The sequence below is a fragment of the Rhizobium vallis genome, from assembly GCF_003985155.1.
In the GTDB taxonomy this organism is placed as follows: Bacteria; Pseudomonadota; Alphaproteobacteria; order Rhizobiales; family Rhizobiaceae; genus Rhizobium; species Rhizobium vallis.
Genome location: NZ_ML133687.1, coordinates 526,085 through 538,668 on the forward strand (window position 1 = coordinate 526,085; position 12,584 = coordinate 538,668).

The following is a 12,584-nucleotide window of genomic DNA, read 5'->3' on the forward strand; positions in this document are numbered from 1 at the left end:
CTGCCGCGGCGATCGCGGGGCAGGCCGCAGGCACGGGGGTGTTTTATGCTGAAGCTCTTCACTCTTCTTGTCGCGGCGGGGATCGCATCGCCCGCGCTCGCGAATGATACGATGGCCGAGGTCAAGACCGGTGGGCTGATTTTTGCCCAGTCCGATGATGTCAGCATGGCCGAGGAGGATCTTTTCATTTCCTCTTCGGAAGTGCGCGTCGACTATGTATTCGAGAATGTGTCCGACAAGGACGTCGAAAGCCTGGTCGCCTTCCCGATGCCTGACATCACAGGTCAGGTGGACAACAATTCCGCCATATCAGATTATGACAGCGATAATTTCCTGCATTTCTCCACGGTGCAGGACGGCAGGCCGATCACCGCCAAGCTGCAGCAGCGGGTCGTCTCGCTCGGCATCGACGTGACTGACGAATTCGCCAAGAACGGCATTCCCGTCCTGCCCTACAGCCAGAAGACGGCCGAGGCCTTGGCCAAGCTTCCTGAAGCCGTCCGCAAGGACTGGATCGCCCGCGGCCTCGTCTATCCCATGGACGAAGGCGATGCCAAGATCTCTCTCGTGCCGCTCTGGACGCTGCGCTCGACCTATTGGTGGCGCACTGTCTTTCCAGCGAAGAAGAAGGTGAGTGTCCAGCATCGTTATCAGCCGGCTGTCGGCGGCACCGTTGCCATCAGTTTTCTCGACGGTGGCGAGCCAAAGGGCGAACGCTTCGAGGAATATTCCCGCAAATACTGCCTCGACGGGGATTTCGTCAGGGTTGCCCAGCAGCGGGCGAGGGAAGCCGAAGCTGGCGGCGCTAACTACACCGAAAGCTGGATTTCCTATGTGCTGTCGACCGGCGCCAACTGGGCGGGACCGATCAGACGTTTCCAACTGACGGTCGACAAAGGCAAGCCCGGCAATCTCATCAGCTTCTGCGGCAGTAACGTTCAGAAGACCGGCCCGACGACCTTCCGGATGACATCAGAGGATTTCGATCCCGAGAAGGATCTCGATATCCTGATCCTCAATCCGCCTGAGGCGGCGCAGTAATCATCACCCTTCATTGCTGCAGTGCACAAATTTAAACAAATTTAAAGCCCGCCCGCATAGGTTCGGGTGGATTGCGGCGGTTCGTCCGAACTGCTCGGCGCCATGAAGGCGCAAGCGTTTCCACGCCGATCATGTTCTCAGGTTCAAAAGTCCCTGCGGTTGCGCGTTTCGCGCGAACCGCCTTTCGCCGTGTCGACTGTCGTCAGGAGAAATTCACCGATGTCCGCTAAAAACATATCCTTGAACGGTAAGCTTGCGGCCACGTTCGCGGCCCTCATCCTTATCTTCATGTCCGTTTCCGTCTTCGTCTATTCCAAGGCGACGGCGTCCGCGGCCGCTTCTGCCGAGCAGGAAAAGTCCGAACTTCTCGTCAACCAGATCGATGATGCGCTGCAGGCGATGCTCGAGCAGGCCGTCAATCTGCGCGGCTTCATCCTGTTCCGCAGCGACAGCACCTATGGCGATGTCTTCACCAATCGCGAGCGCATGCTGAAGGCGATCGCCGCCGCCAAGCAGACGGCAGCCGGCGAGCCCCAACTGGTCGAGATGATCGACGGCATGCAGAAGGCTGCCGACCTCTATTTCCATGAGCTCGCCGAGCCGCAGACCAAGGCGCGCAAGGAAACCGACATGCCGATCGAGGAGGTCGTCAAGATCGGTGTCAACGCCACCAAGGGCCAGCTCGACGGTTTCCGCCAGGCTAGCGCCAAGATCAAGGCAACCGCGCGTGCAAAATCGGATGCGCTGGCCGCGATCCGGGCCGATGCCAACAGCGATCTGAAGACGACGCTGCTTGCCGGCGGCCTCATCGCCTCGCTCGCTGCCGCCGTGCTTGCCTGGCTCATGTCGCGAACCATCGTTCGTCCGGTCGTCGGCATGACCGCGGCCATGGACCGCCTCGCCGGCGGTCAGAACGACATCGAGGTTCCGGCTGTCGAGCGCGGCGACGAAATCGGCCGCATGGCCCAGTCGGTGCTGGTCTTTAAGCAGGCGGCGATCGAGAAGCTGCGCCTTGCCGGCGAGACCGATCGCATGCGCGGCGATGCCGAGCGTCAGCGCCAGACAAATGATGAGCAGAAAGCCCGCGAGGAAGGCGAGATCCGCTTTGCTGTCGACGCCTTGGCGGGCGGCCTTGCCGGCCTTGCCACCGGCGATGTCGTCGCGCGCATCCAGACGCCGTTTGCGCCGCAATACGACAGCCTGCGCAACGACTTCAACCATGCCGTCGAAAAGCTGCAGGCGGCTCTCCAGTCGGTCGGCCGCAACGCCTCGGCGATTAACGCCGGTGCCGGCGAAATCCGCTCCGCCGCCGACGATCTTGCCCACCGCACCGAGCAGCAGGCTGCCGCTGTCGAGGAAACCGCCGCAGCACTCGAGGAAGTGACGACGACCGTCCGCGACAGCGCCAAGCGCGCTGAGGATGTCGGTAATCTCGTCGAGCGCACCCGCCTCGGCGCCGAAAAATCAGGCGAAGTCGTCCGCAAGGCGGTCTCCGCCATGCAGCAGATCGAGAAGTCCTCGGGCGAAATCTCCAACATCATCGGCGTCATCGACGACATCGCCTTCCAGACCAACCTTTTGGCTTTGAACGCCGGCGTCGAAGCTGCCCGCGCCGGTGACGCCGGCAAGGGTTTTGCGGTCGTCGCCCAGGAAGTGCGCGAGCTTGCCCAGCGCTCGGCCAAGGCCGCCAAGGAGATCAAGGCGCTGATCACCACCTCGGGCGAACAGGTTATTGCCGGCGTCGGCCTCGTCGGCGAGACCGGCAAGGCGCTGGAGGTAATCGTCTCCGAGGTGCAGGAGATCAACCACCACGTCAGCGCGATCGTCACTGCCACCCGTGAACAGTCGATCGGCCTTCAGGAAATCAACACCGCCGTCAACAACATGGACCAGGGCACGCAGCAGAACGCTGCGATGGTCGAGGAGCAGACCGCGGCAAGCCATGCGCTCGCCCAGGAGGCAAACGCCCTCGATGAACTGCTGCATCAGTTCAAGCTCGGCCAGGTGAAGGCTGATGCCGCCGCACCGCGCGCCGTCGCCGCCGCTTCCCGCCCTGTCGCTTCACCGGCCCGCGCTCTCACCCGCACCGTCGCCAAGGCTTTCGGTGGCAGACAGGCAAGTGCTGCGGTTCCCGTTCAGGAGGATTGGACGGAGTTCTGAGAGCGCCGCTTTCGGAAGGGACGTGAAATGGCGCTGTTTGTGCTGGCCCTCGTCCCACAATTCGTTGCTCCTTCGGATCCGAGTTTAACCGAACGTCAAAGACGGTTCAGCAGCAAGAGCATGGTGTCTTGCGCGTTTTGTAAACCGAGGATCTCGAGCCCAACGATCAGAGCATAGAGCGCATCAGGGGCTTGCGGATTTTCAACCCCTGCCTCGCGGCAAAGGCAGGTGAGATAGGCAATGCGACGGGCATCCATTCTGGCGACTGCTTTTGCCACATCCGGCGACACCAGAGCCCATGCGCGCAAGGCAGGTTCCAGCGCTGCGCCGCCATAGGAAGGGCCACAGAACTCGACAGCCGCATGGCATAACTGCTCCAGTCGGGTGCGGGGTGCGACCGCAGGATCGAGCTCTGCGATCACGCTATCAAAAGCGCGTTCTTCCCAAAGTTGGATAAGACGAGCCTGGTAGTCGGGCAAATCGGCGAAGTGCCAGTAAAACGAACCTTTCGTTGTCCCAAGGTCGCGAGCCAAGGCTTCCGCCTTGAGGGCCGTGGGGCCGGAACGAGCCAAGGCTCGAAAGCCAGCCATCAGCCAATCTTCGGCGGCCAGACGATTGCGGGGGGGTGAAATCATACTCAAACATACGGCAGCGTATTGACGAGCGCAAGCGAATCCGCATAAAACATACGCAGCCGTATGGAGGGATGAAATGAACTGGACACGTCTTGCTGCCGCCCTGATGGGGCTGACCTTACTGATCCATGTCTACGCAGGCGGGTCAGAGGTTTACGATCCGCTTCAGGCCGCACTGCCTGATGAATTTCTCGCTGCCTTTGCCGCTATACTGTGGCACGCGGTCACCGTGGTTCTGGCGGTCATTGCAGGTGGCCTTTGGATACTGGCTCAGCGGCATGATCCGGCACTTGAGGCAATTCTGTCGGCGATCCAGCTTGGTCTTGCGGCACTGTTTATTTTCTACGGACTGACCCGCTTGGGAACGGTGATACCTATGCCGCAATGGATTATCTTTCTCGCCATACCCGTACTGACCCGCTTCGGCCAAAGAGGTCGCAAAAAACCCCAACGCCAATCCTGATCTTACCGCCCTGCTGTCATTGCCTTGCCGCTACTGCCTCATAGAAGCCGGCACCCCATTGCAGCTTCTTGACGCCGATCGGATCGACGGAATCGATCATGGCATAGGCCGCGTTGATGCGATCGCGCCCCATGATGAGGGCGGCAACACGGCTGTCTGCCGAGAACGGCAGGACACGCGGCAACAGCGCCAACAGGAACGCGCCAGCGATGAAGCCGATCCCGCCCGCCAACCACATGCGGAAATCCTGATCCTTCCAGATGTAGGCGCTTTTCGTGACCTCCGCGAGCTGCGGGCCGATGCGCTCGAGGTCGCCGGCCTGGCATTCGAGCTGCTGCGCGGCGGTCCTGACCGGGCCTTCCCCGCCGCGCTCGAGGGGGCCGCATAATGTTCCGGCCCGCTGCGCAGAATGGGCCATTGCTCGATGCGATGCAGAGGCTCCGTGACAGCGCCGCGGCGCAGTGGATGCGTCGCCCTTTTTATTGATTACTCGGATGAGGGCGCGCAGAGCACGCCGTCACAAATCACCTACCCCGCCACACCAACAGCAACACCGCGCCCAAGCGCGCGGAACACCGTCGACACGATACCGGCACGGTCGAGCCCGGCATGGGCGTTCATCGCTTCCGGCTTTGCCTGTTCCATCCAGATATCGGGCATGACGAGCGAGCGCACCTTCAGCCCGTTGTCGAGCAGGCCTTCGCTGGCAAGGAAGTGCATCACCTGGCTGCCGAAACCGCCGATCGAGCCTTCCTCGACGGTGATCACCATCTCGTGGTGGCGGGCGAGCTGTCGGATCAGATCGTGGTCGAGAGGCTTGGCGAAACGCGCATCGGCGACCGTCGTCGAAAGCCCGGCGGCATCGAGATCCTCGGCGGCAAGCAGACAGTCTGCAAGCCGTGTGCCGAAGGAGAGCAGCCCCACCTTGGTGCCTTCCTTGACGATGCGGCCCTTGCCGATCTGCAGGATTTCACCGCGCACCGGCATGTCGACGCCGACACCTTCGCCACGGGGATAACGGAACGAGATCGGTCCGGCATCATAGGCGACAGCGGTGCGCACCATGTGCTTGAGCTCTGCCTCGTCGGCCGCCGCCATCACGACGAAGCCGGGCAGGGTGGTGAGGAAGGCGGTATCGAAGGAGCCGGCATGGGTCGGCCCGTCGGCGCCGACGAAACCGGCGCGGTCGATCGGAAAACGCACCGGCAGTCCCTGGATTGCCACGTCGTGCACGACCTGGTCGTAGGCGCGTTGCAGGAAGGTGGAATAAAGGGCTGCAAATGGCTTGTAGCCTTCGGCCGCAAGACCGGCGGCGAAGGTCACGGCATGCTGCTCGGCGATGCCGACATCGAAACAGCGCGATGGAAAGGCTTCTGCGAGCTTGTCGAGGCCGGTGCCGTTCGGCATGGCGGCGGTGATGCCGACGATCTTGTCGTCGAGGGCGGCTTCCTGCACCAGCGCTTCGGCAAAGACGCTGGTATAGCTCGGCGCATTCGGTTTCACCCGTGCTTGCGCGCCGGTGATGACGTCGAACTTGTTGACGCCGTGATATTTGTCGGCTGCTGCTTCCGCCGGCGGATAGCCCTTGCCCTTCTGGGTGACGACGTGGATCAGCACCGGGCCGCGGCCATTGTCGCGCACGTTGCGCAGAACCGGCAGCAGGTGGTCGAAGGAATGTCCGTCGATCGGCCCGATGTGATAGAAGCCCATCTCCTCGAACATCGTGCCGCCGGTGACGTAGCCGCGCGCATGCTCGACGGCGCGGGTGATCGCCCGGTCGATGTTCTTGCCGAGATAGGCTGTCAGCTTCTTGCCGAAGTCGCGGAAGCCCATATAGGTGCGGCCCGAGGCGAGGCGGGCGAGATAGGCGCTCATCGCGCCCGTCGGCGGCGCGATCGACATGTCGTTGTCGTTGAGGATGACGATGAGGCGCGCATCGAGCGCGCCGGCATTGTTCAGCGCCTCATAGGCCATGCCGGCCGACATCGCCCCGTCGCCGATGACGGCGATGACGCGGCGGTCTGTTTTGTCGAGATCGGCCGCGATCGCCATGCCGAGACCGGCCGAGATCGATGTCGAGGAATGCGCCGCCCCAAAGGGGTCATATTCGCTCTCCGCCCGGCGAGTGAAGCCGGAAAGCCCATCCTCCTGGCGCAGCGTGCGGATGCGGTCGCGCCGGCCGGTGAGGATCTTGTGCGGATAACATTGATGGCCGACATCGAAGATCAGCCGATCATCCGGCGTGTCGAAGACGCTGTGGATGGCGATCGTCAGCTCCACCACGCCGAGACCGGCGCCAAGATGACCGCCGGTGCGCGACACCGCGTCGATCATTTCGTCGCGGACCTCGCGCGCAAGCTGCGGCAGGTCGCGATCCTCGAGCTTGCGCAGGTCGGCGGGATAATTGACCTGGTCGAGCAGAGGGGTCTTCGGCAGTTGTGTCACGGGCGGGCGCTCTTTCTTGCTTTTCCTTGTCTCGCTTTATTCGATTAGAATGCGGCAAAACAAGTGCATTTCAGGAACCGAAGGTTTTCACCTTAGAGCATGATGCCGAAATGTGTGAGCGGTTTTCGAAGGATATCCTGCTGTATTTCTTTCGCGCGGCTGGGTCAGCTTTCCGGCAAAGGCACGAATTCCTCTTCGTCGCCTGGAACGATATCGAAGCGGCCGGTGCGCCACTCCTCCTTGGCCTTTTCGATCCGCTCCTTCGAAGAAGACACGAAATTCCACCAGATATAGCGCTTCGAATTCAGCGCCGCGCCGCCAAAGAGCATCAGGTGACAACCCTCGCTGCCGGCTTCGAGCGTGATCGCATCGCCCGGCCGGAAGACCAGCAGCTGGTCGGCGGCGAACCGGTCGCCCGCTATGACGACTTCGCCCGAGAGCACGTAGACGGCGCGCTCCTCATGGGCCGCGCCGAAGGGAAACTTGGCGCGTGGCTCCAGGTTCAGATCGACATAGAGCGTGTCGGAGAAAGCACCGACGGGGGAGGTCATGCCTTCGAATGAACCGATGACCACACGCCCACGCACGCCTGTTGTTTCAATCAGCGGCATTTCGCTCTTTTGTGTGTGCGCGAAGGAGGGATCGATCTCCTCTTTATCGTCTGGTAGCGCCAGCCATGTCTGCAGCCCCGACATCAGCAGCGGATGGCCGCGCAGATTGTCCGGCGTGCGCTCCGAATGCACGATGCCGCGCCCTGCCGTCATCAGGTTGATATCGCCGGGGCGGATGACCTTTTCCGTGCCAAGGCTGTCGCGATGGCGGATCTCGCCGTCGAACAGATAGGTAACCGTCGACAACCCGATATGCGGATGCGGCTTCACGTCGAGCGCCTCATTCGGCTTCAGGATCGCCGGCCCCATGCGGTCGAAGAAGATGAACGGCCCGACGAGCCGGCGCTGCCTCGTGGGCAGCGCGCGCCGCACCTGGAAACCGCCGATATCGCTGGTGCGCGGAATGATCAGGTTCTCGATCGCGTCGCAGGCGAAAGCATCGCCTGGCAGGGGGTCTTTACCGGGAAAGAAGGACATGACGGATCTCCGATCACAAAAACATCGACCACAGATAGTGCCTGAAGCGCCGCGCGTCCAACGACTCAGATCGCCGTGAAGCCGTTATCGACGAAGAGATGGGCGCCGTTGACGAAATTCGACTCGTCGCTGGCGAGATAAAGGGCGGCCCGCGCCACATCCTCAGGTTCGCCGATTCGCCCCTGCTGGGCGGCGATGGCGGCATCGGAAACATCGACGCCGAGCGCCTGCAGGTCGGCGACCTCGCGCAGGCCATGCGGTGTGCGGATGAAGCCGGGGCAGACGGCGTTGCAGCGGATGTTGCGGTCGCGGAATTCCACCGCGATGGCGCGGGCAAACATATGCACGGCACCCTTGGTCGTGTCATAAAGCACTTCCATCGGCGTGGCGGCGACCGCCGAGATCGACGAGGTGCAGACGATCGAACCGCCGCCGGCCGCAATCATCTTCGGCAGCACGGCCTTGGTCATCAGGAACATCGAGCGCACGTTGACGGCATGCAGCCAGTCCCATTCCTGAAGCGTCGTTTCCAGGAAAGGTTTGATGACGATCGTGCCGGCATGATTGAAGAGCACGGTCACCGCGCCGTAGCGCTCCTCCACACCAGCGACTGCGGCATTGACGGCGGCTTCGTCCGAGACATCGGCCGTCCAGCAATCGGCCTCGCCGCCGGCATCACGGATCGCTTTGACGGTCTCATCAGCCGCCTGGCCGTTGCGGTCGATGATCGCGACTCGCGCGCCTTCCGCCGCAAAAAGCTTCGAGGCCGCGCCACCCATGCCGGTCGCGCCGCCCGAGATAATAGCGACCTTGCCCTTCAATCTGTCCGTCATCTGTCAGTCCCCTTATCGTTGCGAGGGGATCATAGATCGGTCTGAAGCCGATCGCCAAGCGCCTTCAAAGGGAGTTTCGGTACGCCTCAGGCGCCGTCGAGCGGCTCGACGCCCTGCGGCTTGCCGGCGCGGTCGAGACGGATCTTCTCGATGCGGTTCTCGGCGGCCGAAAGCAGGGTCTCGCAATGTTTCTTCAGTGCTTCGCCGCGCTCGTAGATCTCGATGGATTCATCAAGCGCCACGTCGCCGCGTTCCAGTCGGGCGACGATGCTTTCGAGTTCGGCGACCGCCTTTTCGAAGGAAAGGCCTGATACCTCAGGCTTGGCGCTGTCAGACATTCTCAACCCTTCATCATTCGCAGAATATGCATGCCCGCCGATTCGGCGAGGCCTTCGAGATCATAGCCGCCTTCGAGCAGGCTGACGACCCGGTTCTTCGCGTGCCGGTCGGCAAGTTCGAGCACGCGCCCGGTCGCCCAGTCGAAATCCTCGCCCGTCAGGTTGATCTGCGCCAGCGGATCGCGGTGATGCGCGTCGAAGCCGGCCGAAATGATGATGAGATCCGGCCGGAAATCATCAAGGGCGGGCAGCACGCGGGATTTGAACGCCTCGCGGAAATGGTCGCTGCCGACATTCGGCGAAAGCGGCGCATTGACGATGGTGTTGTGCTTGCCCTTGTCGTCCTTGGCGCCGGTGCCGGGATAGAGCGGCATCTGATGCGTCGAGCAGAACAGCACCGAGGCATCGTCCCAGAAGATATCCTGCGTGCCGTTGCCGTGATGCACGTCCCAGTCGACGATGGCGACGCGTTCGGCGCCATGCGTCTTTTGCGCGTGGCGAGCGGCAATCGCCGCATTATTGAAGAAGCAGAAGCCCATCGCCATCGACTTCTCGGCATGGTGCCCCGGCGGGCGGGCGGCGACGAAGACGTTGTCGGCCCGGCCGGTAAAGACGTCGTCCACCGCTGCCATCGCCCCGCCGATGCCGGTCAGCGCCGCTTGCAGGCTCTTTTGGCTGGCGTAAGTATCGGCTTCGAGTTGGTTGATCCGATCTTCTTCTTCGGGAATCTCCCGCATGACGGCGATGAGATGCTCTTCCGGATGGGCCAGCAGCACCGCATCCTCGCTCGCTTGCGGCGCCTGTCTGCGCTCCAGCCGCTCGAAATTCGGATGTTCCAGCGCGACGTTGATGGCGCGGATTCTGTCCGACCGCTCCGGATGGCCGGCGGGCGTCACGTGTTCCAGGAAGATTGGATGTTCGTAAAGACGGGTGCTCATGGAGACACTCTATCGGTCGTATGTGACATGTTCCACAGCAGATGGGGCATCGCCTGATGATTTCAACAAGCGCTCTTGTCACGCCTGCACGCCGCTCTGGGTATTACAAAGCTTCTTCGCAACGTTTGTTTCGAAAATCAGCGTCATGGCGGCCCCTATCGCTCAGACTCGTAAAGCCTACTGTAACACTTTGAACTGCTGCATGATTTCGTCTTGAAATCGTTTCCGATTTGAAGATTTATGCAGTACTGTCGCAGTTGGGGAATATTGTAAGGCAGTTCTGTTGATGAGTCAGTCGAAACGCCCTGGTGTGGCGGAAATACACGTGCCGTTTCGCGACGTTGATATGAACGGCCAGATGTTTCTGGCATCCTATATTTCTTACGCGGAGTCCGCTCTTTCAAGCTTCTGGTCGTCACGCCCCGATGTGGAGGACGAACCGCTCTATAGCGCCAGCAAAGTGTCCTGCATTCTCCATCGTCCGCTGCACTATCACGAACCAGCCACCTTCACCGCCGCCGTCGACAAGATCGGCGTGCGTTCTATCGGCTTCCTGATTTCCATAGACACCGGGGAGGAGCGTGCCGCCGAGGTGGAAATCATCTGGCAGGCCCGCGCCCGTGAAGACCAGTCGCCGACCTCGTTGCCCGAGGAAACGCGCGACTGGCTCTATCGCTTTTTGGATTAGCGGTGAATCCCCCGGGCGAGCCTGGTGGCGTTCCCCCACGCGCTGAATGAGTTCAGTCGGCCATAGCAGGCGGACCAACCAGTGTTTTCATTCCGTGTGTTTGCCCCGCAGGAGCGGCTCGCCGAGTATATCGATCTCGACGTTTGGATAAATTCGCTCTTCCAGCAACTTAAAGGATTCGACCCTCACCCGTGAGGGCAAAAAATCTGCGTCGAAATTGACCGTTGGCATTGGTTCTTCCGCAAAAAACCTGAACAATGTTATGTGCGCTATTCGGGGAGGAGTTGGACGCCAGTGCTCGAAGCAGATGGCGTGTGAGATGGCCGAACGAAGCCTCCTTAATTCCGGGGGCTCCTCTGCCTTGACGAAGATAGCGGCCTCTGAAACGGCCACATCATGAAGGTCGAGGTCAAACGGCGGAGTCTCTTCGACCAGTCCCTCCACGATCTCCTTCCATTTCTCACCTTTCAGCCTCCAGACATCGTCGTTTGGTATACTGACTTGGGTCGCCGCGTTGACGAGAGTGACGATCGTCATGTGCAAGCTTGTTGTCGGCACGCGCAAGAGCGCCGCGCCGCTGTCTCGTTCGATGCTGTCCTGTAATCCGCTGAGCGTTGATAGCGTCTCGCTGTCGGGGATAAATTGTAGGTGAAACGCGCAGCACTGCCTAAACCACAGTGTATCAACCTTCGTGCGGATCACAGCGGCATGTCCTTCCACCCCGGCATAAGCAGGCACTCCAAAGGAGCGCAATCCCACGTCTTGCTATCACGGCACGAAACCACTCGCCAATGGCAGCCCGTTATTTGACGCGGTCCAGGATGTCATGAAAGTTTCATATTGAGGCTATTGCCGGTGTCGAATAAATAATCCACTATTTTAATCAGGAAACGAGATTTCCTGAAGCCAACGAAAGGATACTGATTGGATATATCTCTTTTGACGACCATGCTCGTTATAGGCGCCTTGGTTTTTACCCTGATCTCCGGGGTGGTAGGGAAGACCGCCCAGACCACCGCTGATACCGGGGAAGGCTCAGGCGGTGACGTCGGGTTCGAGGCATCGGATGACGGGGGCTGCGACGGAGGTGGCGGGGATTGTGGAGGAGGAGACTAAATCAAACTGAAATCGACAGAATGCCCGACCGCCTTAAGGCGGTTTTTTGTTGCCTGAATTTATGCAACGCCGCGATACCAAGAGATCGAGCGTGAGATGGGCAGGATTGCTGAAAGAGATGACCGCTAAGTTGATGGAAGAAAGTCCGGTTCTGCTCGGGCCTGACCCAAGCATCACCCCACTCCCGTTGACGAATAATGGCCACCTTCAAGCAGAAGGCGGCCATTGATGGCATTTGCCTGAGAAGCCCGGTCCCTTACCTGCTCAAGCGCGCCGGCAGCAGCGGGTAGCCGACCATGACGGCGCGGCCCAGCAGCGCTGCGACGAAAGCCTTGATCACGTCACCGGGAATAAAGGCCATCGAGCCGACGAAGGCCTTTTGGAAGCCCATCCCTCCGGCGGTCGCAAGATAAGTGATGCCGAAGGCGTAGAGAACGGCGATGCAGCCGATCACGGCGGCGAGAAAGAAGCTCACGCCCTGCACCAAACCGGATTGCTGATGGTTGACCAGCCGCTCGCTGAGATAGCCGGTGACGAAGGCGGCGAAGATCCAGCCGAAGAGGAAGCCGGCGGACGGCGAGGCGAAGATGGCAAGGCCGCCGCGACCGCCGGAAAGTACCGGCTGACCGAAAGCGACCAGCAACAGCACGATCACCACGGCGAGCGCGCCGCGCCGGGCGCCGAGCACCACGCCGGCCATCATCACGCCGAGCGACTGGGCGGTGATCGGTACCGGAATGAAGCCGAGCGTGATCGGCGGCAGCAGGCCGAGCGCCACGATGATCGCGGCAAAGAGGGCGGTAAGAACGAGGTCGCGGGTGCTCATCATGAACTCCGTA

At 61.1% G+C, this 12,584-nt stretch carries 13 protein-coding genes; 4 read left to right on the forward strand and 9 right to left on the reverse strand.

All coding sequences use genetic code 11. From position 1 onward, the window contains the following. The first annotated feature begins 45 nt into the window (after window positions 1-45). Both EFQ99_RS07655 and EFQ99_RS07660 read left to right on the forward strand, forming a co-directional pair. Complete coding sequence (locus tag EFQ99_RS07655; RefSeq protein ID WP_126920364.1) at window positions 46-1,041, forward strand: DUF4424 domain-containing protein; 996 nt, start codon at window positions 46-48, stop codon at window positions 1,039-1,041. A gap of 219 nt (window positions 1,042-1,260) precedes the next feature. Continuing rightward, on the forward strand, window positions 1,261-3,201 hold the full coding sequence (locus tag EFQ99_RS07660; RefSeq protein WP_126920366.1) for a methyl-accepting chemotaxis protein: 1,941 nt from the start codon (window positions 1,261-1,263) through the stop codon (window positions 3,199-3,201). Between the two features lie 95 nt (window positions 3,202-3,296). On the opposite strand, the gene EFQ99_RS07665 is transcribed toward EFQ99_RS07660, so the two are convergent. Then, window positions 3,297-3,791: a TetR/AcrR family transcriptional regulator gene (locus tag EFQ99_RS07665; RefSeq protein WP_164736346.1), complete on the reverse strand. Its 495-nt coding sequence runs from the start codon at window positions 3,789-3,791 to the stop codon at window positions 3,297-3,299. Window positions 3,792-3,912: 121 nt separating this feature from the next. Here EFQ99_RS07665 and EFQ99_RS07670 point away from each other — a divergent pair, with 121 nt between their 5' ends. Further along, window positions 3,913-4,299: a hypothetical protein gene (locus EFQ99_RS07670; RefSeq protein WP_126920370.1), complete on the forward strand. Its 387-nt coding sequence runs from the start codon at window positions 3,913-3,915 to the stop codon at window positions 4,297-4,299. 16 nt (window positions 4,300-4,315) lie between these two features. Here the strand turns inward: EFQ99_RS07670 and EFQ99_RS07675 are convergent, their stop codons facing one another. From EFQ99_RS07675 to EFQ99_RS07700, 6 genes are all read right to left on the reverse strand, one after another. Continuing rightward, window positions 4,316-4,717: a DUF6118 family protein gene (locus EFQ99_RS07675; protein ID WP_126920372.1), complete on the reverse strand. Its 402-nt coding sequence runs from the start codon at window positions 4,715-4,717 to the stop codon at window positions 4,316-4,318. 110 nt (window positions 4,718-4,827) lie between these two features. Then, window positions 4,828-6,744 (reverse strand): 1-deoxy-D-xylulose-5-phosphate synthase, encoded by a 1,917-nt coding sequence (gene dxs / locus EFQ99_RS07680; protein WP_126920374.1) that lies wholly within the window; start codon window positions 6,742-6,744, stop codon window positions 4,828-4,830. A gap of 164 nt (window positions 6,745-6,908) precedes the next feature. Then, window positions 6,909-7,832: a pirin family protein gene (locus EFQ99_RS07685; RefSeq protein WP_126920376.1), complete on the reverse strand. Its 924-nt coding sequence runs from the start codon at window positions 7,830-7,832 to the stop codon at window positions 6,909-6,911. Between the two features lie 65 nt (window positions 7,833-7,897). Beyond that, window positions 7,898-8,665 carry an SDR family NAD(P)-dependent oxidoreductase gene (locus tag EFQ99_RS07690; protein ID WP_126920378.1) on the reverse strand — a complete coding sequence of 256 codons (768 nt, stop codon included), beginning with the start codon at window positions 8,663-8,665 and terminating at the stop codon, window positions 7,898-7,900. An 86-nt stretch (window positions 8,666-8,751) separates the two neighbouring features. Further along, complete coding sequence (locus EFQ99_RS07695; protein ID WP_008529288.1) at window positions 8,752-9,003, reverse strand: exodeoxyribonuclease VII small subunit; 252 nt, start codon at window positions 9,001-9,003, stop codon at window positions 8,752-8,754. Between the two features lie 2 nt (window positions 9,004-9,005). After that, window positions 9,006-9,941, reverse strand: a complete 936-nt coding sequence (locus EFQ99_RS07700) for a histone deacetylase family protein (protein ID WP_126920380.1) — start codon at window positions 9,939-9,941, stop codon at window positions 9,006-9,008. Window positions 9,942-10,227: 286 nt separating this feature from the next. Here EFQ99_RS07700 and EFQ99_RS07705 point away from each other — a divergent pair, with 286 nt between their 5' ends. Further along, the gene (locus EFQ99_RS07705; protein ID WP_126920382.1) at window positions 10,228-10,629 is read left to right on the forward strand and encodes an acyl-CoA thioesterase; all 402 of its coding nucleotides are present in this window, start codon (window positions 10,228-10,230) and stop codon (window positions 10,627-10,629) included. An 87-nt stretch (window positions 10,630-10,716) separates the two neighbouring features. On the opposite strand, the gene EFQ99_RS07710 is transcribed toward EFQ99_RS07705, so the two are convergent. Further along, window positions 10,717-11,331: a 2'-5' RNA ligase family protein gene (locus EFQ99_RS07710; protein ID WP_126920384.1), complete on the reverse strand. Its 615-nt coding sequence runs from the start codon at window positions 11,329-11,331 to the stop codon at window positions 10,717-10,719. A gap of 670 nt (window positions 11,332-12,001) precedes the next feature. After that, complete coding sequence (locus tag EFQ99_RS07715; protein ID WP_126920860.1) at window positions 12,002-12,571, reverse strand: biotin transporter BioY; 570 nt, start codon at window positions 12,569-12,571, stop codon at window positions 12,002-12,004. Window positions 12,572-12,584: the final 13 nt, after the last annotated feature.

Coding starts and splice junctions, on each gene's coding strand:
- EFQ99_RS07655 (WP_126920364.1), top strand. CDS start 46: ATGCTGAAGCTCTTCACTCTTCTTGTCGCGGCGGGGATCGCATCGCCC.
- EFQ99_RS07660 (WP_126920366.1), top strand. CDS start 1,261: ATGTCCGCTAAAAACATATCCTTGAACGGTAAGCTTGCGGCCACGTTC.
- EFQ99_RS07665 (WP_164736346.1), bottom strand. CDS start 3,791: ATGGCTGGCTTTCGAGCCTTGGCTCGTTCCGGCCCCACGGCCCTCAAG.
- EFQ99_RS07670 (WP_126920370.1), top strand. CDS start 3,913: ATGAACTGGACACGTCTTGCTGCCGCCCTGATGGGGCTGACCTTACTG.
- EFQ99_RS07675 (WP_126920372.1), bottom strand. CDS start 4,717: ATGGCCCATTCTGCGCAGCGGGCCGGAACATTATGCGGCCCCCTCGAG.
- EFQ99_RS07685 (WP_126920376.1), bottom strand. CDS start 7,832: ATGTCCTTCTTTCCCGGTAAAGACCCCCTGCCAGGCGATGCTTTCGCC.
- EFQ99_RS07690 (WP_126920378.1), bottom strand. CDS start 8,665: ATGACGGACAGATTGAAGGGCAAGGTCGCTATTATCTCGGGCGGCGCG.
- EFQ99_RS07695 (WP_008529288.1), bottom strand. CDS start 9,003: ATGTCTGACAGCGCCAAGCCTGAGGTATCAGGCCTTTCCTTCGAAAAG.
- EFQ99_RS07700 (WP_126920380.1), bottom strand. CDS start 9,941: ATGAGCACCCGTCTTTACGAACATCCAATCTTCCTGGAACACGTGACG.
- EFQ99_RS07705 (WP_126920382.1), top strand. CDS start 10,228: ATGAGTCAGTCGAAACGCCCTGGTGTGGCGGAAATACACGTGCCGTTT.
- EFQ99_RS07715 (WP_126920860.1), bottom strand. CDS start 12,571: ATGAGCACCCGCGACCTCGTTCTTACCGCCCTCTTTGCCGCGATCATC.